Consider the following 21,152-nt stretch of genomic DNA (forward strand, 5'->3'; position numbering starts at 1 on the left):
GTGTCACTTTCGCTTTGGCAGCAGTGTCTTGCCCGATTGCAGGATGAGTTACCAGCCACAGAATTCAGTATGTGGATCCGCCCGTTGCAGGCGGAACTGAGCGATAACACGCTGGCTTTGTATGCGCCAAACCGTTTTGTGCTCGATTGGGTAAGGGACAAGTACCTTAATAACATCAATGGACTGCTGAACGATTTCTGTGGGTCAGATGCCCCGCAGCTGCGCTTTGAAGTGGGCACAAAGCCGGTCACCCAAACCGTACGTGAAACCGTGAACGTCGCAGCACCTGCTCAGGCCGCTCCTGCTCCGGCCCCTCGTGTCGCACCCGCTCGTCAGGGCTGGGATAATGTCCCTGCACCGGCTGAGCCAACCTACCGCTCTAACGTTAACGTGAAACACACGTTCGATAACTTCGTTGAAGGTAAATCGAACCAGCTGGCGCGCGCGGCGGCTCGTCAGGTTGCTGATAATCCCGGTGGAGCCTACAACCCGCTGTTTCTTTATGGCGGCACGGGTCTGGGTAAAACGCACCTGCTGCATGCGGTGGGCAACGGCATTATGGCGCGCAAGCCCAATGCAAAAGTGGTGTATATGCACTCCGAACGCTTCGTTCAGGACATGGTAAAAGCCCTGCAAAACAATGCGATCGAAGAGTTTAAACGCTACTATCGTTCTGTTGACGCGCTGCTGATCGATGACATTCAGTTCTTTGCCAATAAAGAACGATCCCAGGAAGAGTTTTTCCACACCTTCAATGCCTTGCTGGAAGGCAATCAGCAGATCATTTTGACCTCGGATCGTTATCCTAAAGAGATCAACGGCGTTGAAGATCGTCTGAAATCCCGCTTCGGCTGGGGCCTGACCGTGGCGATCGAGCCACCGGAACTGGAAACCCGCGTCGCGATCCTGATGAAGAAAGCCGATGAAAACGACATTCGCCTGCCGGGTGAAGTGGCGTTCTTCATTGCCAAGCGTCTGCGCTCCAACGTCCGTGAGCTGGAGGGGGCACTGAACCGCGTTATCGCCAATGCCAACTTCACCGGTCGTGCGATCACCATCGATTTTGTGCGTGAAGCGCTGCGCGATTTGCTGGCATTGCAGGAAAAACTGGTCACTATCGACAATATTCAAAAGACGGTGGCTGAGTACTACAAGATCAAAGTGGCAGATTTACTGTCTAAACGTCGTTCCCGCTCGGTGGCGCGTCCGCGTCAGATGGCGATGGCGCTGGCAAAGGAGTTAACCAACCACAGTCTGCCGGAAATTGGGGATGCGTTTGGTGGCCGTGACCATACGACCGTACTGCACGCTTGTCGCAAGATTGAGCAGTTACGCGAAGAAAGCCACGACATAAAAGAAGATTTTTCCAATTTAATCAGAACATTATCATCGTGACGCTATGAAATTTACCGTTGAACGTGAACATTTATTAAAACCGCTGCAACAGGTGAGTGGCCCATTAGGCGGTCGCCCAACGCTGCCTATTCTCGGAAACCTGCTGCTTCAGGTCGCGGACGGTACGCTGTCGCTGACCGGTACAGATCTGGAAATGGAAATGATCGCGCGCGTTACGCTGACGCAGCCGCACGACGCGGGCGCGACCACGGTTCCGGCACGTAAATTCTTTGATATCTGCCGCGGGCTGCCGGAAGGCGCTGAAATCGCCGTGCAGCTGGAAGGCGACCGTATGCTGGTGCGTTCTGGCCGCAGCCGTTTCTCGCTCTCCACGCTGCCAGCAGCGGACTTCCCGAACCTGGACGACTGGCAGAGCGAAGTTGAATTCACCCTGCCTCAGGCGACGATGAAGCGTCTGATTGAAGCCACGCAGTTTTCCATGGCGCATCAGGACGTTCGTTACTACTTAAACGGCATGCTGTTCGAAACCGAAGGTGAAGAGCTGCGTACCGTGGCAACCGACGGCCACCGTCTGGCGGTCTGTTCTATGCCGATTGGCGACTCACTGCCAAACCATTCGGTGATCGTGCCGCGTAAAGGGGTGATTGAGCTGATGCGTATGCTCGACGGTGGCGACACGCCGCTGCGCGTGCAGATCGGCAGCAACAACATCCGCGCACACGTGGGCGACTTTGTCTTCACATCGAAGCTGGTTGACGGACGTTTCCCGGATTATCGCCGCGTATTGCCGAAGAACCCGGACAAAACGCTGGAAGCCGGTTGCGATAGCCTCAAGCAGGCCTTTGCCCGTGCGGCTATTCTCTCTAACGAGAAATTCCGCGGCGTGCGCCTGTACGTGAGTGAAAACCAGATCAAAATCACCGCCAATAACCCGGAGCAGGAAGAGGCAGAAGAGATTCTGGACGTCACCTATTCCGGGGCTGAGATGGAAATCGGCTTCAACGTTAGCTACGTGCTGGATGTACTGAACGCGCTTAAATGCGAGAACGTGCGCATCCTGCTGACCGACTCCGTTTCGAGCGTACAGATTGAAGATGCCGCATCACAGTCGGCTGCCTATGTTGTTATGCCAATGAGACTGTAATGTCGCTCACCCGTCTGTTGATCCGCGACTTTCGCAATATCGAAAGCGCGGATCTCGCTTTATCCCCCGGCTTTAACTTCCTGGTTGGCGCGAACGGCAGCGGCAAAACCAGCGTGCTGGAAGCCATCTATACGCTCGGCCACGGCCGGGCGTTTCGCAGTTTGCAGATTGGTCGCGTTATTCGCCACGAGCAGGAATCCTTTGTTCTGCACGGGCGTTTGCAGGGCGAGGAGCGGGAGACCGCCATCGGCCTGACCAAAGACAAGCAGGGCGACAGCAAGGTGCGCATCGACGGCACTGACGGCCATAAAGTGGCGGAGCTGGCGCTGCTGATGCCGATGCAGCTGATAACGCCCGAGGGGTTTACTTTACTCAATGGCGGCCCCAAATACAGAAGAGCGTTCCTCGACTGGGGATGCTTTCACAACGAAGCCGGATTCTTTAACGCCTGGAGCAACCTGAAGCGTCTGCTCAAGCAGCGTAACGCCGCGCTGCGCCAGGTGACGCGCTACGCCCAGCTGCGTCCGTGGGACATGGAGTTAATTCCTCTCGCGGAACAGATCAGCCGCTGGCGTGCCGAATACAGCGCTGGTATCGCCGAAGACATGGCCGACACCTGCAAACAGTTTTTACCTGAATTCTCTCTCACCTTCTCCTTCCAGCGCGGCTGGGAGAAAGAGACGGACTATGCCGAGGTGTTAGAGAGAAGCTTCGAGCGCGACCGCATGTTGACCTATACCGCGCACGGCCCGCACAAGGCGGATTTCCGCATTCGTGCTGACGGTGCGCCGGTGGAAGACACGCTGTCGCGCGGGCAGCTCAAGCTCCTGATGTGTGCGCTGCGCCTGGCACAGGGAGAGTTTCTCACCCGCGAGAGCGGAAGACGCTGCCTGTACCTGATAGATGATTTTGCCTCGGAACTTGACGACGCGCGGCGCGGGCTGCTTGCCAGCCGCTTAAAAGCCACGCAGTCGCAGGTTTTCGTTAGCGCGATAAGCGCTGAACACGTTATAGACATGTCGGACGAAAATTCGAAGATGTTTACCGTGGAAAAGGGTAAAATAACGGATTAACCCAAGTTGAAATGAGCGAGAAACGTTGATGTCGAATTCTTATGACTCCTCCAGTATCAAAGTCCTGAAAGGGCTGGATGCGGTGCGTAAGCGCCCGGGTATGTATATCGGCGACACGGATGACGGCACCGGTCTGCACCACATGGTATTCGAGGTGGTAGATAACGCTATCGACGAAGCGCTCGCGGGTCACTGTAAAGACATCGTGGTCACCATCCATGCGGACAACTCCGTCTCCGTCACCGATGACGGTCGTGGCATCCCAACCGGTATTCACCCGGAAGAGGGCGTCTCTGCAGCGGAAGTGATCATGACCGTCCTGCACGCAGGCGGTAAGTTCGACGATAACTCCTATAAAGTTTCCGGCGGCCTGCACGGCGTAGGTGTTTCGGTAGTAAACGCCCTGTCGCAGAAGCTGGAGCTGGTTATCCAGCGCGAAGGCAAAATCCACCGTCAGCTTTATACGCACGGCGTGCCGCAGGCACCGCTGGCCGTTACGGGCGACACCGACAAAACCGGTACCATGGTGCGTTTCTGGCCGAGCCTCGAAACCTTCACCAACGTCACCGAGTTCGAGTACGACATCCTGGCGAAACGCCTGCGTGAACTGTCGTTCCTGAACTCCGGCGTCTCGATTCGCCTGCGCGACAAGCGTGATAACAAAGAAGACCACTTCCACTACGAAGGCGGTATCAAGGCGTTCGTTGAGTATCTGAACAAGAACAAAACGCCTATTCACCCGAATATCTTCTACTTCTCCACCGAAAAAGACGGTATCGGCGTGGAAGTGGCGCTGCAGTGGAACGATGGTTTCCAGGAAAACATCTACTGCTTTACCAACAACATTCCACAGCGTGACGGTGGTACTCACCTTGCCGGCTTCCGTGCGGCGATGACCCGTACCCTGAACGCCTACATGGACAAAGAAGGCTACAGCAAGAAAGCGAAAGTCAGCGCCACCGGTGACGATGCCCGTGAAGGCCTGATTGCCGTGGTTTCCGTGAAGGTGCCGGATCCGAAGTTCTCCTCACAGACCAAAGATAAGCTGGTCTCTTCTGAGGTGAAATCGGCGGTTGAGCAGCAGATGAACGAACTGCTGAGCGAATACCTGCTGGAAAACCCGTCCGACGCGAAAATCGTGGTGGGCAAAATTATCGATGCGGCGCGTGCCCGTGAAGCGGCGCGTAAAGCGCGTGAAATGACCCGTCGTAAAGGCGCGCTGGACCTGGCAGGCCTGCCGGGCAAACTTGCTGACTGTCAGGAACGCGACCCGGCATTGTCCGAACTGTACCTCGTGGAAGGGGACTCCGCGGGCGGCTCTGCGAAGCAGGGCCGTAACCGTAAGAACCAGGCTATCCTGCCGCTGAAGGGTAAAATCCTCAACGTTGAGAAGGCGCGCTTCGACAAGATGCTCTCTTCACAGGAAGTGGCGACCCTCATCACCGCGCTGGGCTGCGGCATTGGCCGTGACGAGTACAACCCGGACAAACTGCGCTACCACAGCATCATCATCATGACCGATGCGGACGTCGACGGCTCGCACATTCGTACGCTGCTGTTGACCTTCTTCTATCGTCAGATGCCTGAAATCGTTGAGCGTGGCCACGTCTACATTGCACAGCCGCCGCTGTACAAGGTGAAAAAAGGCAAGCAGGAACAGTACATTAAAGACGACGAAGCGATGGATCAGTACCAAATCGCGATCGCCCTTGATGGTGCGACCCTGCACGCGAACTCGCACGCCCCTGCACTGGCCGGTGAGCCGCTGGAGCGTCTGGTATCCGAGTTCAACGCCACACAGAAAATGATCACGCGTATGGAACGCCGTTATCCGAAAACGCTGCTGAAGGAACTGGTTTATCAGCCAACCCTGACCGAAGCCGATCTGAGCGACGAGCAGACCGTCACCCGCTGGGTGAACGCCCTGGTGACCGATCTGAACGAAAAAGAGCAGCACGGCAGCCAGTGGAAATGCGATGTTCAGCAGAATGCCGATCAGCAGTTCGAGCCGATCGTTCGCGTGCGTACCCACGGCGTCGACACCGACTACCCGCTGGAGCACGAATTTGTGACCGGTCCGGAATACCGTCGTATCTGCACGCTCGGCGAGAAGCTGCGCGGCCTGATCGAAGACGATGCGTTCATCGAACGTGGCGAACGTCGTCAGCCGGTAGCCAGCTTCGAGCAGGCGCTGGACTGGCTGGTGAAAGAGTCCCGTCGCGGCCTCGCGATCCAGCGCTATAAAGGTCTGGGCGAAATGAACCCGGAGCAGCTGTGGGAAACCACCATGGATCCGGAAAGCCGCCGCATGCTGCGCGTTACCGTTAAGGACGCGATTGCTGCAGACCAGCTGTTCACCACCCTGATGGGCGATGCGGTTGAACCACGTCGTGCCTTCATCGAAGAGAACGCCCTGAAAGCGGCAAATATCGATATTTAATCGACGTGATACCGCACGATAACTGGCCGCGCGTTTAGCGCGGCTTTTTTGTGGGCGCAGGCATATCCAGCGACATCACGGAAGGTAAACGGCTCGCCAGCGTATCGATCGCAATTCTTACCCTTAGCGGCAGATGCGGCGTCTGCTGCCACACGGCATGAACGTTGAAATGCACATCCGGTGCCTGCTTCAGGAGCGGGACGAGTTTACCCTGATGGATTTCTTTAACGACCATCCAGCAGGGCAGCCATGCAATGCCGTGTCCGGCCAGCGCAGCGTCGCAGATCGCCTGCAAATCATCCATATTGAGTGATGACCGGGGTGTAAAGGTGTGCGACGTTCCTTCGTTATCCATCAGCTGCCAGGACAACACTCTGCCTGCGCTCAAATAGTTGATGGCCGTATGCTGGGATAAATCATTAACGCTTTGTGGCTGGCCTTTCTTCAGCAGATACTCCGGCGTGGCGCACAGCACCATGCGGTGTTCTCCCAGCTTTCTGGCGACCAGCACGCTGCTGTCCTGAAGCGTGCCGTTACGCACCGCCATATCAAACCCTTCCTCCACCAGATCCACCACGCGGTCGCTGAACGACATTTCAAGCTCAAGCCCGGGGTGTTCCTGCGCCAGTTCAATCAACAGCGGCGCGACGCACTGGCGGCCAAAGAGTACCGGCATGGCAACGCGCAGGCGGCCGCTGACCTGCTGTTTCCCCGTTTCAAGCAGCGACTCTGCGCCCCGAATCTCCTCCAGCGCGCGCAGGCAGCGTTCATAAAAAAGGGCGCCGTTATCGGTCAGCCTCTGGCTGCGGGTGGTGCGCTGAAAGAGCCGTACTCCCAGGCGTTCCTCAAGGCGAGCAATGCTTTTTCCCACCGCCGAGCGCGACAGGTGCAGGCGAACTGCGGCCTGTGCAAAGCTTCCTGCCTCCACGGCAGCGACAAAAACAGGAATATCTTTCAGCGTATCGGTCATGGATTGTATCCATTCAGGCATCAATAAAGAGAAAACTTATCGCCACTGGTGACGAAGAGTCAACGCTAGACTGTCGGTACTGAAGCTTATTTGATCGCAGGAGAGAAAAATGACAGAGACAATGCAACGCTGGACGATGAACGCCCTCGGGCGCGAGAGCCTCACACTCACTCAGGAGCCCATTCCACAGCCAGGCCCGGGTGAAGTACGCGTGCGGGTGAATGCCGTTGCGCTCAACTATCGCGATAAAATGGTGATTGAAGGCACGATGCCGATTCCGCTCTCCTTCCCGTTTACCCCGGCGTCTGACATGGCGGGCGTCGTAGACAGCGTTGGTGAAGGCGTCACGCGTTTCCAGCCTGGCGCTCGCGTTATCTCAACCTTTTTCCCGGAGTGGATCGACGGTAAACCGCAGGCGGACGCGCGCAATTTGCCCTATAGAACGTCCGGCGGATACTTCCAGGGAATGCTGGCCGAATATGTGATTGTGAAGGAAGACGCGCTGGCGGTATCGCCGGAAACCCTGGATGACGCAGAGGCCAGCACCTTACCCTGTGCAGGGCTTACCGCCTGGTTCGCGCTGGTGGAACGCGGCCAGCTGCGCGCCGGGCAATCGGTGCTGGTACAGGGGACGGGCGGCGTGGCGATTTTCGCCCTGCAAATTGCCAAAGCGCACGGCGCAGAGGTCATTGTTACGTCCGGGAGCGATGAAAAGCTGGCGCTGGCCAAAACGCTGGGGGCCAGCCAGGGCATCAACCGCCTGAAAGGCGACTGGGCTGAAGAGGCGCTGGCGCTGACTCAGGATCGCGGCATTGACCATATTATTGAAACCGTGGGGGGCGAGAACCTGAAGCATTCCCTGCGCGCCGTTGCCGTTCATGGACGCATATCGGTCATTGGCGTGCTGGCCGGAACTGACATTTCACTCTCTGCTGGCGAACTGTTGCTGAAATCTCCCGTCATTCAGGGGATCGGCGTAGGACACCGCAGGGCGCTGGAAGATTTCGTTCGCGCTGTTGACGTCACGGGACTGAAGCCGGTGATTGAGCATCGCTACCGCTTTAACGAGCTTGAACAGGCACTTGAACATCTGGATCGCGGCGCGTTTGGTAAAATCGTTCTCACCCGCGAGTAAGCCTTTGTTCCCCGGGATAAACGTAAAAGGGGTGTTCCTGTTGCGCAATGTAGCTCTATTTTTGTGTGCTTAATCGCGTTAGCATGAGGCAGCACTCATTTATTCCGGGGAACTCATGGCTATCAAACTCATTGCAATCGATATGGACGGCACGCTGCTGTTGCCGGACCACACCATCTCTCCAGCTGTTAAAAACGCGATCGCCGCGGCGCGCGCAAAGGGCGTGAATGTGGTTCTGACCACGGGGCGTCCGTATGCTGGCGTGCACAGCTACCTGAAAGAGCTGCACATGAATCAGCCGGGTGATTACTGCATCACCTATAACGGCGCGCTGGTGCAGAAAGCCGCAGATGGCAGTACGGTTGCGCAAACCGCGCTGAACTATGACGACTACCGGTTCCTGGAAAAACTGTCCCGTGAGGTGGGTTCCCACTTCCACGCCCTCGATCGCAATACGCTTTACACCGCCAACCGTGATATCAGCTACTACACGGTACATGAATCCTACGTTGCGACCATTCCGCTGGTGTTCTGTGAAGCCGAGAAAATGGATCCGGCGACCCAGTTCCTGAAAGTGATGATGATCGACGAGCCGGAGATCCTGGATAAGGCGATTGCACGCATTCCGGCCGAGGTGAAAGAGAAATACACCGTGCTGAAAAGTGCGCCGTACTTCCTCGAAATACTCGATAAACGCGTCAATAAAGGCACCGGCGTTAAATCGCTGGCTGACGCGCTGGGCATTAAGCCGGATGAAATCATGGCTCTGGGCGATCAGGAAAACGACATCGCGATGATTGAATACGCGGGCATGGGCGTGGCGATGGAAAACGCTATTCCGTCGGTGAAAGAAGTGGCTAATTTTGTCACCAAATCCAACCTGGAAGACGGCGTTGCCTACGCGATTGAGAAGTTTGTGCTGAACTAAACACCCGCTTGCTATACCCTGATGCGATAACTGTGCATCAGGGTATCCTCATGAAACAAATCACCTTCGCTTCCCGCAACCACCAGCTGACCAACATCAATACCTGGACGCCGGACAGCCAGTGGCTGGTCTATGACGTGCGCCCGTCAGGTGCGTCGTTCACCGGTGAAACCATCGAGCGGGTCAACGTCGGCACGGGTGAGGTGGAGGTGGTTTATCGCGCCACTGACGGCGCGCACGTCGGCGTGGTGACCGTTCATCCCACGCAGGAAAAATACGTGTTTATCCACGGTCCGAAAAACCCGGATGCAGACTGGCACTACGATTTTCATCATCGTCAGGGGGTGATTGCGCATCACGGCCAGTTGAGCAACCTGGACGCGATGGATATCACTTCGCCGTACACTCCTGGCGCGCTGCGCGGCGGAAGCCACGTCCATGTCTTCAGCCCGAACGGCCTGCTCGTCAGCTTTACCTATAACGACCACGTGCTCCACGAGCGCGATCCTAAACTTGATTTACGCAACGTCGGCGTGGCGGCGCCTTTCGGTCCGGTAAACCCGCAGGGGAACCATCCCCGTGAATACCCGGGCGCTTACTGGAGCGTGCTGGTCAGCCGCACGACGCCCAATCCGCAGCCGGGCAGCGACGAGATTAACCGCGCTTACGAAGAGGGCTGGGTGGGCAACGACAGGCTGGCGTTTATCGGCGATACCCTGTCTGCAACCGGCGAGAAAGTGCCTGAACTTTTTATTGTTAATCTGCCCGAAGACGAGCAGGGCTGGAAGCGTGCGGGCGATGCGCCGCTACAGGGCACGACGGATACCCTGCCAGCGCCGCCAGCGGGAGTAGAACAGCGTCGTTTAACCTTTACGCATCAGAGGGCGTATCCGGGTCTGGTAAACGTGCCGCGTCACTGGGTTCGCAATAATCCGCAGGGGACACAGATTGCGTTTCTGATGCGGGATGATAACGGCATTGTGCAGCTGTGGCTGATCTCGCCGGAGGGCGGCGAGCCGCGCCAGTTGACGCGAAACGGAAGCGATATCCAGTCTGCATTTAACTGGCATCCTTCCGGCGATCGTTTGGGGTTTGTGCTCGAAAATAGGATCGCGTGCTGCGACGCACAGACCGGAGAGGTGACGTTTTTGACGTCCGATCACGGCAATCCGCCATCTGCTGATGCGGTCGTGTTTTCTCCGGACGGGCGCGTTATTGCATGGATGGAAGAGACAGCCGGTTTCCGTCAGCTTTGGGTAACGGAAACCGCGCAGCGCTAGCGTGGAGGCATGTCAGCGGGCGGGATGACGGCGTTTGTCGCCAGATTCTCCTGCTCGCTTTTTTCTACCCGTGAGCGTACGGAGTTGTCCTTACGAAACATATCCCACGGCAGCAGAAGCGTATCCGCCACGGCCGTAAACGGCATATCGAGGATTACCAGGGATTTTGTGCCCCAGTTTGTATCGTCATCGGAGAGCATCGTCGCGCTGGCTCGCGTCCCCGGATATGTTCCTTCTTTACCGCCGGTGTGAGACATCACGCTCGAACACCCGCAAAGTAAAACAACCCCGCTGAACGTCGTCAGCTTTATCAGAACATTTTTCATCATCACTCAGTCATCGTTAATGGCACTGCATAGACCTTCAACTCAGGGTTATAGCGAGCCTTATCCAAAATGGATAGCCCGATAACCCCGCACTGTGGCAGCCATCGCAATTTAACCCTTTGTGCTGTTGTCCCAGTCTAAGCGAGATGCAGGAAAGTGCAAAAAAAAGTGCAGGTGTCGTTCTTGAAAAGGCCGATTGCAGACCCATTTTAATGATGTGGCCCGATAACGAACTCGCCTGATGGGTGTTCGGGGGCGCAAAGGCCTGTCCATGGTGGAAGGCTTCAACTTCTCGCTGATTTCAGGAGTTTTATTTATGCGTAACTTCGATCTTTCTCCGCTATACCGTTCTGCAATTGGTTTTGACCGTCTGTTTAACCATTTAGAAAATAACCAAAGCCAGAGCAACGGCTACCCTCCATACAATGTTGAGCTGGTCGACGAAAACCACTACCGCATCGCCATTGCCGTCGCCGGTTTTGCAGAAAACGAACTGGAGATCACCGCGCAGGACAACCTGCTGGTGGTGAAAGGTTCCCATACGGCCGAGCAGAAAGAACGTACCTACCTTTATCAGGGCATCGCCGAGCGCAACTTTGAACGCAAGTTCCAGTTAGCCGAGAACATTCACGTGAAAGGCGCGAACCTGGTCAACGGCCTGCTGTTTATCGAACTGGAACGTGTGATTCCGGAAGAGAAAAAACCGCGTCGTATCGAAATTAACTAATTATGCGGGTCGCGCGAGCGGCCCACCCGGACTTGCTTGCCGTAACGGGAGCATATGCGAATCCACCTGGATTTGCAGGAACAACTGCGCACAAAAAATTGTGCCGAACTCGCTTCTCAGAAGGAGATTTAGTATGCGTAACTACGATTTATCCCCCTTGCTTCGTCAGTGGATTGGTTTTGACAAACTGGCTAACGCCCTGCAAAACACCGCTGAGCAACAGACTTTTCCGCCTTACAACATCGAAAAAAGCGACGATAACCACTATCGCATCACCCTGGCGCTGGCCGGTTTCCGCCAGGAGGATCTGGATATCCAGCTCGAAGGCACGCGTCTGACCGTGAAAGGTACGCCGGAGAAACAAGAGACCGAAACCAAATGGCTGCATCAGGGGCTGGTTAATCAGCCGTTTAGCCTGAGCTTTACTCTGGCAGACCATATGGACGTCTCCGGCGCAACGTTTACCAACGGGCTGCTGCATATCGACCTGACCCGTAACGTGCCGGAAGCCATCGCGCCACAGCGTATCGCCATTAGCGACCGGCCGGCGTTAAACAGTTAACAGTGTGCGGGCTGGTGCCCTCACCCCGACCCTCTCCCACAGGGAGAGGGTGAAAAGATAAAGCCCTGCCACGGCAGGGCTTTTTTGTGCGCCATCGCCCATACAACCGCCCACGGCTCTGAGAGAATCCTTAGCATAACTAAGGTTATGCCAAGGAAGTGGATCATGAGTGATATCGCGTTAACCGTAAGCGTGTTGGCCCTGGTCGCTGTTGTTGGCCTGTGGATAGGGAATATCAAAATCCGCGGCGTCGGGTTTGGGATAGGCGGGGTACTGTTTGGCGGCATTTTTGTCGGGCACTTTGCCGACAAGCTCGGGCTGGTGCTGAGCGCCGAAATGCTCCACTTTACCCAGGAGTTCGGCCTGATCCTCTTCGTTTACACCATCGGTATTCAGGTGGGACCGGGGTTTTTCGCCTCACTTCGGGTCTCCGGATTACGGCTCAACCTGTTTGCCCTCGGCATTGTGATAATGGGCGGGCTGGTCACAGCGATTCTGCACAAAATCTTCGATATCCCGCTCCCCGTAGTGCTGGGCATTTTCTCCGGGGCGGTCACCAACACGCCTGCGCTCGGCGCGGGGCAGCAGATCCTTCGCGATTTGGGTATCGAACCCGGCATTGTCGACCAGATGGGGATGAGCTACGCCATGGCCTATCCGTTTGGCATTTGCGGCATTCTGCTCTCCATGTGGCTGGTCCGCGTCCTGTTTCGCATTAACGTCGACAAAGAGGCGAAGGACCATGAAACCACGCTCACCAACGGCCATATGCCGATCAAAACCATCAATATTCGGGTCGATAACCCTAATCTGAATAATATGGCGATTCAGGACGTGCCGATCCTGAACAGCGCCAATATCATCTGCTCCCGCCTTAAGCGCGACGATATGCTGATGGTCCCCGCACCCGGCACCGTCATTCAGCAAGGCGATCTGCTGCACCTTGTCGGTCAGCCCGGGGATTTAAATAACGCGCGGCTGGTGATTGGTCAGGAAGTGGATACCTCGCTCTCAACCCGCGGCACCGATATGCGGGTGGAGCGCGTGGTGGTAACAAACGAGCATGTTCTCGGCAAGAAAATACGCGATCTGCAGGTAAAAGAGCGCTATGACGTGGTGATCTCCCGCCTCAACCGTGCGGGTGTCGAGCTGGTCGCCAGCCCGGAGGCCAGCCTGCAGTTCGGGGATATCCTCAACCTGGTCGGTCGCCCCTCGTCCATTGACGCCGTGGCGGATATGGTGGGCAACGCCCAGCAGAAACTGCAGCAGGTGCAGATGCTGCCGGTGTTTATCGGTATCGGGCTCGGCGTGCTGCTCGGTTCTATCCCTGTGTACGTGCCGGGCTTCCCGGTGGCGCTCAAGCTGGGTCTGGCGGGCGGGCCGCTGATTATGGCGTTGATCCTCGGGCGTATCGGCTGCATCGGCAAGCTCTACTGGTTTATGCCGCCAAGCGCTAACCTGGCGCTGCGCGAGCTGGGCATCGTGCTGTTCCTTGCGGTGGTCGGGCTGAAGTCCGGCGGGGATTTCGTCGACACCCTGATCAAGGGCGAAGGGATGAGCTGGGTCGGTTACGGCATCTTTATCACGGCGATTCCTTTGCTGACGGTGGGCATACTGGCGCGGATGTTCGCCAAAATGAACTACCTGACGCTGTGCGGCATGCTGGCGGGTTCCATGACCGATCCGCCCGCGCTGGCCTTTGCCAACAACCTGCACGCCACCAGCGGCGCGGCAGCGCTCTCCTATGCCACCGTCTACCCGCTGGTGATGTTCCTGCGCATCATCACTCCACAGCTACTGGCGGTGCTGTTCTGGGGGATGAGCTAGTAAATCTTCCTGGTGGATGCGCCGCAAATGGTAGTCCACCTGGTAATCGCTGGTATTTCGGAACATCACGGAATAATTAAGGAACTCGCCGCTGTCGCTGTAGGAAAGCGAGGTGATACGCAGCAGCGGCGTCTGTTCCGGCAGGTTCATATAACCGGCCAGCTGTTTATCGGCCAGCACGGGCGTCAGGCTCTCGTAGTTGCCGCTGATGGTGATCCCGCACTCCTTCTCGATGTAATCAAACTTTGACCCTTCAAGATGCGCCAGCGACAGGTTGCGAAACAGCTTCACCGGCATAAAGCTGTCCTCCAGCATCAGCGGTTTTCCGTCCACGTAGCGCACCCGTCTGGAAAAGTAGATCCGCTCATCCACCTGAATCCGCAGCTGGCTGGCGATGGCGGGCGGGGCGGGCATCACTTCGAACTGTAAGACCTTACTCTGCACCTCTTTTCCCTGCTGACGCAACACCTCCACCAGCCCGGTCAGGTTGGTGGTTTCGTGGTGAACGTCTTTGCGCGACACAAACGTTCCGCTACCGTGCCGCCGTTCAACCAGCCCCCAGCTCACCAGCAGATCCAGCGCCTTGCGGATGGTCATTCGCGCCACGCCAAATTCCTGCGCCAGCGCTTTCTCGCCCGGCAGCGGGCTGCCGATGTTGTAGTCAGACGAATTCAGCCGCAGCCGCAATCTGTCAGCAATGGATTTGTAGATCACCAGTAGACCTCTCTGCCCTTATCAGGGCGTGGATGGCGTCCTGACATGTCCATATTTACCGTAAAAAGTAGACCTGATTGGTCAAAATAAAACCATGAATGCGATCACGAATCGCAGCGGCACGCCATGTTCGCGCATCAGTAAGTTCTTATGCTCACCTCAGGCCAGCAAAAAACCATAAAGGCCTCTACCCCTACAGGTTGTTTCATGAGGATTTAAAAATGCTCAGTCAAATACAACGTTTTGGCGGTGCCATGTTTACCCCGGTGTTGCTGTTTCCGTTCGCCGGGATCGTGGTGGGAATCGCCATCATGCTTCGCAACCCGCTGTTTGTCGGCGAAGCCTTAACGGCCCCCGATCATCTTTTCGCGCAGATTGTTCACATCATCGAAGAGGGCGGCTGGGCGGTGTTCCGCAATATGCCGCTGATTTTTGCCGTCGGCCTGCCGATTGGCCTGGCGAAGCAGGCGCAGGGCCGCGCCTGTCTGGCGGTGCTGATTAGTTTCCTGACCTGGAACTACTTTATCAACGCGATGGGGATGACCTGGGGCCACTTCTTTGGCGTCGATTTCTCCGCCGAACCGACGGCAGGTAGCGGGCTGGCGATGATTGCCGGGATCAAAACGCTCGATACCAGCATCATCGGGGCCATCGTGATTTCAGGCATCGTCACCGCCATCCACAACCGCTATTTTGACAAGCCGCTGCCGGTGTTTCTGGGGATTTTCCAGGGCAGCTCGTTTGTCGTTATCCTCGCATTCTTCGTCATGATCCCCTGCGCCTGGCTTACGCTGCTGGGCTGGCCGAAAGTGCAGATGGGCATTGAGTCCCTGCAGGCGTTCCTGCGCTCTGCCGGGGCGCTGGGCGTGTGGGTGTATACCTTCCTGGAACGCATTCTGATCCCAACCGGATTGCACCACTTCGTCTACGGTCCGTTCATCTTCGGCCCGGCGGCGGTGGAAGGGGGGATTCAGGTCTACTGGGCACAGCACCTGCAGGAATTCAGCCAGAGCACCCTGCCGCTGAAAACCCTCTTCCCGGAAGGCGGCTTCGCCCTGCACGGTAACTCAAAAGTGTTCGGTTCGATCGGGATTGCGCTGGCGATCTGGTACACCGCGTCGCCGGAAAACCGCGTCAAGGTCGCGGGGCTGCTGGTCCCGGCCACGCTTACCGCGGTGCTGGTGGGCATTACTGAACCGCTCGAATTCACCTTCCTGTTTATCTCGCCGCTGCTGTTTGCCGTTCACGCCGTGCTGGCGGCGACCATGGCAACGGTGATGTACACCTTCGGCGTGGTCGGCAACATGGGCGGCGGCCTGCTGGACCAGTTCCTGCCGCAAAACTGGATCCCGATGTTCCATAACCACGCCGCGATGGTCTTCACCCAGATCGGCATTGGCGTGTGCTTCACCGGAATTTACTTCGTGGTCTTCAAAACGCTGATTGCGCGTCTGAACCTGAAAACGCCGGGCCGGGAAGAGAGCGAAATCAAACTCTACAGCAAGGCCGACTATAAGGCGGTGCGCGGGCAAACCACCGCCCCGGCGGCGGCCAGCCAGCAGGTCGGACAGGCCGCCGGGTTCCTGCAGGCGCTTGGCGGTGCGGCCAACATCGAAAGCATCAACAACTGCGCCACCCGCCTGCGCATCGCCCTGGTCGATATGGCGAAAACGCAAAGCGATGACGTCTTCAAAGCCCTCGGCGCCCACGGCGTGGTGCGACGCGGCAACGGCATTCAGGTGATTGTCGGCCTGCACGTTCCTCAGGTGCGCGACCAGCTGGAATCGCTGATGAAAACCCCCTTAACGAATGAACAAACCACCCTGACAGAGGCTATATCATGAAAAAATTCTCAGTTGTCATTGCAGGCGGCGGCAGCACCTTTACGCCTGGTATCGTCCTGATGCTGTTAGCCAACCGTGACCGTTTCCCGCTGCGCGCCCTGAAGTTCTATGACAACGACGGCGCGCGTCAGGAGACCATCGCCGAAGCGTGCAAAATCATCCTTAAGGAGCAGGCTCCGGAGATTGAATTCAGCTACACCACCGATCCGAAAGCGGCGTTTACCGATGTCGATTTCGTGATGGCGCATATCCGCGTGGGCAAATACCCAATGCGTGAAAAAGATGAAAAAATCCCGCTGCGCCACGGCGTGCTGGGCCAGGAAACCTGCGGCCCGGGCGGCATCTCCTACGGCATGCGCTCTATCGGCGGCGTGCTGGAGCTGGTGGATTACATGGAGCAGTACTCCCCAAACGCGTGGATGCTGAACTACTCCAACCCGGCGGCGATTGTCGCGGAAGCCACGCGCCGCCTGCGTCCGAACGCCAAAATCCTCAACATCTGCGATATGCCGATCGGCATTGAAGGGCGCATGGCGCAGATTGTCGGCCTGAAGGACCGCAAAGAGATGCGCGTGCGCTACTACGGCCTGAATCACTTCGGCTGGTGGACGTCGATTGAAGACCTGAACGGCAACGATCTGATGCCGAAGCTGCGCGAATACGTGGCGAAAAACGGCTATGTTCCGCCTTCGGAGGATGCGCACACCGAAGCGAGCTGGAACGATACGTTCGCCAAAGCAAAAGACGTGCAGGCGCTGGATCCGGACACCATGCCGAACACCTACCTGAAGTATTACCTGTTCCCGGACTACGTGGTCGCGCATTCCAACCCGGAACGCACCCGCGCCAATGAGGTCATGGATCACCGTGAAAAGCATGTGTTCAGTTCCTGCCGGGCGATTATCGAGGCGGGCAAATCCTCCGCCGGTGAGCTGGAAATTGATGAACATGCGTCGTACATCGTCGATCTGGCGACGGCAATTGCCTTTAACACCCAGGAGCGGATGCTGCTGATTGTGCCTAACAACGGGGCCATCCATAACTTCGATGCCGATGCGATGGTGGAAATTCCTTGCCTGGTGGGCCATAACGGTCCTGAGCCGCTTACGGTGGGCGATATTCCACATTTCCAGAAAGGGCTGATGAGCCAGCAGGTAGCGGTGGAAAAACTGGTGGTGGATGCCTGGGAGCAGCGCTCGTACCAGAAACTCTGGCAGGCGATCACCCTGTCGAAAACCGTGCCGAGCGCGTCCGTCGCGAAAGCGATTCTGGATGACCTGATCGAGGCCAATAAGGATTACTGGCCAGAGCTGCACTGATCGTCCTGACCGACATCGCCCGATGTCGGTCTCCTTGTCCTTGTCGATTTACGCTATGCTGAAGCCTGCCCGTTGCACGACAAGGAACCTTCATGAAAATTTCCCGCCTCGGCGAAGCGCCGGACTACCGCTTCTCACTGGCTAATGAACGCACGTTTTTAGCGTGGATCCGCACCGCGCTGGGATTCCTTGCCGCAGGGGTGGGTCTCGACCAGCTCGCGCCTGATTTTGCCACGCCGCTGATTCGAGAGGTGCTGGCGCTGCTCCTGTGCCTGTTTGCGGGCGTACTGGCGATTTACGGCTATCTGCGCTGGCTGCGCAATGAGAAGGCGATGCGTCTGAAGCAGGATCTGCCCTATACGCGCGGGTTACTCATCATCAGCGCGGTTTTGCTGGCGGTGGCGGGCGTGGTGATGGTGCTGGTGTTCTATGGCGGATAGCCGCAAAGCGCGACGGGAAGCGGACCCCGGCCTGCAGCCGGAGCGGACGTCGCTCGCCTGGCTGCGTACGCTGCTGGGGTATGGCGCGCTGATTGCCCTGGCGATTAAGCACAACTGGCACCGCACCGGGGTGCCGTTCTGGATCTCGCTTGTTGTGCTGGCGCTGGTGGCGATCGTTTTATGGCGCTATACCCGCAGCCGTAACCTGATGGACGTGGCGCAGAACGACTTTGTGCAGCCGAAGGCGGTGCGGGATAAGTTCCTGATTGCTCTGGCCGTGCTGTCTCTGTCTTTACTCTTCGCAGTGACTCACATTCAGCAAATTGTGAGCTTTTAAAGCCCGGTAGCAGCTACGCCTTACCGGGCCTACGATTAGCGGCCTTTTGCTAAATACTTCGCCATCTCGTCTTCCGGCACCATCCCGCCGCCGGTCGCCCACACCAGGTGGGTAACGTTCGCACCGGCACTGACGCGCAGCGGCCCGGCCATCCCCGCCAGCGCCGACGGTTCCAGACGAATGCCTTCCTCCTGCGCCAGCCAGCCGAGCATGTCGTACATGCTCCGATCGGAAAGCGTATAGAACCCGTCGAGCAGGCGCTCCATCGCGCGACCCACGAAGCCAGACGCGCGCCCTACCGCCAGCCCGTCTGCTGCCGTCACGTTATCAATGCCTAGGTCCTGTACGGCAATCTCGTCGTGCAGGCCGGTGTAAACCCCCAGCAGCATGCACGGGGAGTGCGTGGGCTCCGCGAAGAAGCAGTGAACGTTATCGCCAAAGGCCAGCTTCAGGCCAAACGCCACGCCGCCGGGGCCGCCGCCGACGCCGCACGGCAGGTAGACGTATAGCGGATGCTCCGCATCCACCACGCGGCCCTGTGCGGCAAACTGCGCCTTCAGCCGCTCGCCCGCCACCGCATAGCCCAGGAACAGGGTGCGGGAGTTTTCATCGTCAATGAAGAAACAGTTAGGATCGCTTTCCGCCGCTATGCGTCCCTGCTCCACCGCCACGCCATAATCTTGTTCGTATTCCACGACGATCACGCCGTGGCTGCGCAGTTTGGCTTTCTTCCACTCGCGGGCGTCGGCGGACATATGCACCGTCACCTTAAAGCCGATGCGGGCGCTCATAATGCCGATGGACATCCCCAGGTTGCCGGTTGAGCCCACGGCGATGCTGTACTGGCTGAAGAAGTCCTTAAAGCGCGGCTCCAGCAGAACGCTGTAGTCGTCTTCAACGCTCAGCAACCCGGCTTCCAGCGCCAGTTTTTCCGCGTGGGTCAGCACCTCATAGATACCGCCGCGCGCTTTAATCGAGCCGGAGATCGGCAAATGGCTGTCTTTTTTCAGCAGCAGGGTGCCGGGAATGGCCTTGCCGGACTCTTTCTCCAGCCGCGCCTGCATTGCCGGAATCGCGACCAGCTCGGATTCAATAATCCCGCCCGTTGCCGCCGTCTCAGGGAAGGCTTTCGCCAGATAAGGCGCGAAGCGTTTCAGGCGAGCGTGGGCGTTGTCCACATCGGCTTTGGTCAGCCCGACATGGGGCAGCCCTTCAGCCAGCGTCGTGGTGCGGGGGTTAATCCAGGTGGTTTCTTTCAGGGCAATCAGATCCTCAACCAGAGGAAACTGTGCGGTTAAAGTAGTGATAGTTGCGTTTTCCATAATACGTCTCTTCGCGCTCAGATAATGAAAGAAAGCAGGAATGTGCCACCAAGTGCAAGCACCGAGGCGATAAACGTCGCCGTCGTATAGTATTTGAAGGTCTCATTCAGGGTCGCGCCGCAGTATTGCTTCACCAGCCAGAAGAGAGAATCGGTCACGATCGTGCAGCCAATCGCGCCGGACCCGATGGCAATGGTGATGATCTCCGGGCTGACGTTCGGGTAGAGCGGCAGCATCGGCGCGACTATCGCCGTGGCGCCCATCATCGCGACAGTGGCGGAGCCAACCGCGGCATGCAGCACCAGCGCCACCAGCCAGGCGAGCAGGATAGGGTGCATGTGCAGGTTAGAGAGAATTTGCGCCAGCGAGTCCGCCAGCCCGCTGGTTTTCAGGATGGCGTTGAACGCGCCGCCCGCGCCGATAATCAGCAAAATGTTGGCGATAGAGCCGAAGCCGTGCTCGGTATGCGTCAGCATCGCGCCCATGCCCATATGCTGGCGGATGCCCAGCAGGTAGTAGGCGACAAACACGGCGATAAACATCGCGGTGATCGGGTTGCCGATAAACTCCAGCAGCGTATACAGCGTGCCGTCTTTTGCCATGTTCAGTTCGGCGATGGTCTTCACCAGCATCAGGGCAATCGGCAGCAGCACCGTGAACAGCGTGGCGCCCAGCGACGGCAGGGTGTGCTCTTCCCGCACCTTCAGGTCTGAAAATTCTGCCGGAACCGGTTTAAACGGCAGACGATTGCCGAGCAGCTTCAGGAACAGCGGGCCACCGACCAGAGAGGCCATCAGGCCCACCAGCAGGCCGTAGACGATCACCGTCCCGACGTCCGCCCCTAATTTATTGGTCACAAACAGCGCGGCCGGATGCGGCGGCACCACGCAGTGCACCGCCATCAGCGCGGTACAGAGCGGAATGGCCAGCTTAAGCAGCGACGTGTTGGTCTTTTTGGCGATGGAAAAAGCCAGCGGGATCAGCAGAACCACGCCCACTTCCACGAACAGCGTAATGCCGCAGATTAGGCCTACCAGCACCATAATCACGTCTGCCGACAGCCAGCGGCAGCGCTGCAGGGCGATCCCGATGCGCTCTGCCGCGCCCGAAACCTCCATCATCTTGCCTAGAATGGTTCCAAGGCCGATAACCGCCGCCAGAAAGCCCAGCGTGCCGCCAATCCCGCTCTCGATGGCGTTTACCATATCCAGCGGGCTCATTCCCATCATTGCACCGACGAAAAAGCTCGCCAGCAGCAGCGCGAGGAATGGGTGAAACTTCAGTTTTACGATGGTTAAAACAATCAACACGATGCTGACAAGCAGCGTTGCCACAACCCAGACCTGAGATCCCATATCTCACCTCATCCTTATGTCATCTGGGGGTATTGGACGAAAAAGCGGCGTGG

Annotated in this window: 19 protein-coding genes and 1 other annotated feature; of the genes, 14 read left to right on the plus strand and 5 right to left on the minus strand. The window is 57.5% G+C overall.

Translation table 11 applies throughout. The features are described 5' to 3' along the window. The 4 genes from dnaA to gyrB are packed head-to-tail and all read left to right on the plus strand — an operon-like array spanning position 1 to position 6,013. The gene (gene dnaA / locus KGP22_RS00005; RefSeq protein WP_010426558.1) at positions 1–1,395 is read left to right on the plus strand and encodes a chromosomal replication initiator protein DnaA; all 1,395 of its coding nucleotides are present in this window, start codon (positions 1–3) and stop codon (positions 1,393–1,395) included. Positions 1,396–1,399: 4 nt separating this feature from the next. Next, entirely contained in the window at positions 1,400–2,500 is a 1,101-nt protein-coding gene (dnaN, locus tag KGP22_RS00010) for a DNA polymerase III subunit beta (protein WP_223580806.1), read from the plus strand. After that, positions 2,500–3,573, plus strand: a complete 1,074-nt coding sequence (gene recF / locus KGP22_RS00015; RefSeq protein ID WP_048030318.1) for a DNA replication/repair protein RecF — start codon at positions 2,500–2,502, stop codon at positions 3,571–3,573. The genes dnaN and recF overlap by 1 nt, the downstream gene beginning before the upstream one ends. A 28-nt stretch (positions 3,574–3,601) precedes the next feature. Then, positions 3,602–6,013 carry a DNA topoisomerase (ATP-hydrolyzing) subunit B gene (gyrB, locus tag KGP22_RS00020; RefSeq protein WP_111964243.1) on the plus strand — a complete coding sequence of 804 codons (2,412 nt, stop codon included), beginning with the start codon at positions 3,602–3,604 and terminating at the stop codon, positions 6,011–6,013. A 34-nt stretch (positions 6,014–6,047) separates the two neighbouring features. Here gyrB and KGP22_RS00025 read toward each other — a convergent pair whose 3' ends face one another. Then, positions 6,048–6,983, minus strand: a complete 936-nt coding sequence (locus tag KGP22_RS00025) for a LysR family transcriptional regulator (RefSeq protein WP_111964244.1) — start codon at positions 6,981–6,983, stop codon at positions 6,048–6,050. Positions 6,984–7,092: 109 nt separating this feature from the next. Between KGP22_RS00025 and KGP22_RS00030 the strand changes: the two genes are divergently transcribed. From KGP22_RS00030 to KGP22_RS00040, 3 genes are all read left to right on the plus strand, one after another. Continuing rightward, positions 7,093–8,118: an NAD(P)-dependent alcohol dehydrogenase gene (locus KGP22_RS00030; protein ID WP_111964245.1), complete on the plus strand. Its 1,026-nt coding sequence runs from the start codon at positions 7,093–7,095 to the stop codon at positions 8,116–8,118. Positions 8,119–8,233: 115 nt separating this feature from the next. Continuing rightward, positions 8,234–9,046 carry a sugar-phosphatase gene (yidA, locus tag KGP22_RS00035; RefSeq protein ID WP_111964246.1) on the plus strand — a complete coding sequence of 271 codons (813 nt, stop codon included), beginning with the start codon at positions 8,234–8,236 and terminating at the stop codon, positions 9,044–9,046. A gap of 50 nt (positions 9,047–9,096) precedes the next feature. Beyond that, a complete protein-coding gene (locus tag KGP22_RS00040; protein WP_223580807.1) occupies positions 9,097–10,326 on the plus strand; it encodes a DUF3748 domain-containing protein in 1,230 nt (409 codons plus the stop codon). On the opposite strand, the gene KGP22_RS00045 is transcribed toward KGP22_RS00040, so the two are convergent. Continuing rightward, positions 10,323–10,655, minus strand: a complete 333-nt coding sequence (locus KGP22_RS00045; protein ID WP_096150942.1) for a YceK/YidQ family lipoprotein — start codon at positions 10,653–10,655, stop codon at positions 10,323–10,325. The two genes, KGP22_RS00040 and KGP22_RS00045, sit on opposite strands and share 4 nt — an antisense overlap. Before the next feature lie 248 nt (positions 10,656–10,903). After that, positions 10,904–10,975: a sequence feature (ROSE (Repression Of Heat Shock gene Expression) occurs in the 5'-region of heat shock genes and acts as an RNA thermometer to modulate expression.), on the plus strand. Between KGP22_RS00045 and ibpA the strand changes: the two genes are divergently transcribed. From ibpA to KGP22_RS00060, 3 genes are all read left to right on the plus strand, one after another. After that, the gene (ibpA, locus tag KGP22_RS00050) at positions 10,969–11,379 is read left to right on the plus strand and encodes a small heat shock chaperone IbpA (RefSeq protein ID WP_008500162.1); all 411 of its coding nucleotides are present in this window, start codon (positions 10,969–10,971) and stop codon (positions 11,377–11,379) included. It overlaps the preceding feature by 7 nt. Before the next feature lie 133 nt (positions 11,380–11,512). Continuing rightward, complete coding sequence (ibpB, locus tag KGP22_RS00055; protein ID WP_008500161.1) at positions 11,513–11,941, plus strand: small heat shock chaperone IbpB; 429 nt, start codon at positions 11,513–11,515, stop codon at positions 11,939–11,941. 165 nt (positions 11,942–12,106) lie between these two features. After that, complete coding sequence (locus KGP22_RS00060) at positions 12,107–13,768, plus strand: putative transporter (protein WP_149367376.1); 1,662 nt, start codon at positions 12,107–12,109, stop codon at positions 13,766–13,768. Here the strand turns inward: KGP22_RS00060 and KGP22_RS00065 are convergent. Further along, positions 13,736–14,482: a GntR family transcriptional regulator gene (locus tag KGP22_RS00065; protein WP_111964249.1), complete on the minus strand. Its 747-nt coding sequence runs from the start codon at positions 14,480–14,482 to the stop codon at positions 13,736–13,738. The two genes, KGP22_RS00060 and KGP22_RS00065, sit on opposite strands and share 33 nt — an antisense overlap. Before the next feature lie 221 nt (positions 14,483–14,703). Between KGP22_RS00065 and KGP22_RS00070 the strand changes: the two genes are divergently transcribed. The 4 genes from KGP22_RS00070 (at position 14,704) to KGP22_RS00085 (ending at position 18,422) form a co-directional block, all read left to right on the plus strand. Continuing rightward, positions 14,704–16,326 (plus strand): alpha-glucoside-specific PTS transporter subunit IIBC, encoded by a 1,623-nt coding sequence (locus KGP22_RS00070; RefSeq protein WP_223580808.1) that lies wholly within the window; start codon positions 14,704–14,706, stop codon positions 16,324–16,326. Further along, positions 16,323–17,645, plus strand: a complete 1,323-nt coding sequence (locus tag KGP22_RS00075; RefSeq protein WP_111964251.1) for a 6-phospho-alpha-glucosidase — start codon at positions 16,323–16,325, stop codon at positions 17,643–17,645. The genes KGP22_RS00070 and KGP22_RS00075 overlap by 4 nt, the downstream gene beginning before the upstream one ends. Before the next feature lie 92 nt (positions 17,646–17,737). Continuing rightward, positions 17,738–18,085: a YidH family protein gene (locus KGP22_RS00080; protein ID WP_223580809.1), complete on the plus strand. Its 348-nt coding sequence runs from the start codon at positions 17,738–17,740 to the stop codon at positions 18,083–18,085. Next, positions 18,075–18,422, plus strand: coding sequence for a DUF202 domain-containing protein (locus KGP22_RS00085; RefSeq protein ID WP_115876759.1), 348 nt, complete (start codon positions 18,075–18,077; stop codon positions 18,420–18,422). The genes KGP22_RS00080 and KGP22_RS00085 overlap by 11 nt, the downstream gene beginning before the upstream one ends. Before the next feature lie 35 nt (positions 18,423–18,457). Here the strand turns inward: KGP22_RS00085 and dsdA are convergent, their stop codons facing one another. Both dsdA and dsdX read right to left on the minus strand, forming a co-directional pair. After that, entirely contained in the window at positions 18,458–19,744 is a 1,287-nt protein-coding gene (gene dsdA, locus KGP22_RS00090; protein ID WP_223580810.1) for a D-serine ammonia-lyase, read from the minus strand. A 17-nt stretch (positions 19,745–19,761) separates the two neighbouring features. Continuing rightward, positions 19,762–21,099, minus strand: a complete 1,338-nt coding sequence (dsdX, locus tag KGP22_RS00095; protein ID WP_223580812.1) for a D-serine transporter DsdX — start codon at positions 21,097–21,099, stop codon at positions 19,762–19,764. Positions 21,100–21,152: the final 53 nt, after the last annotated feature.

Source organism: Enterobacter sp. JBIWA005 (assembly GCF_019968805.1).
Classification (GTDB): Bacteria; Pseudomonadota; Gammaproteobacteria; order Enterobacterales; family Enterobacteriaceae; genus Enterobacter; species Enterobacter vonholyi.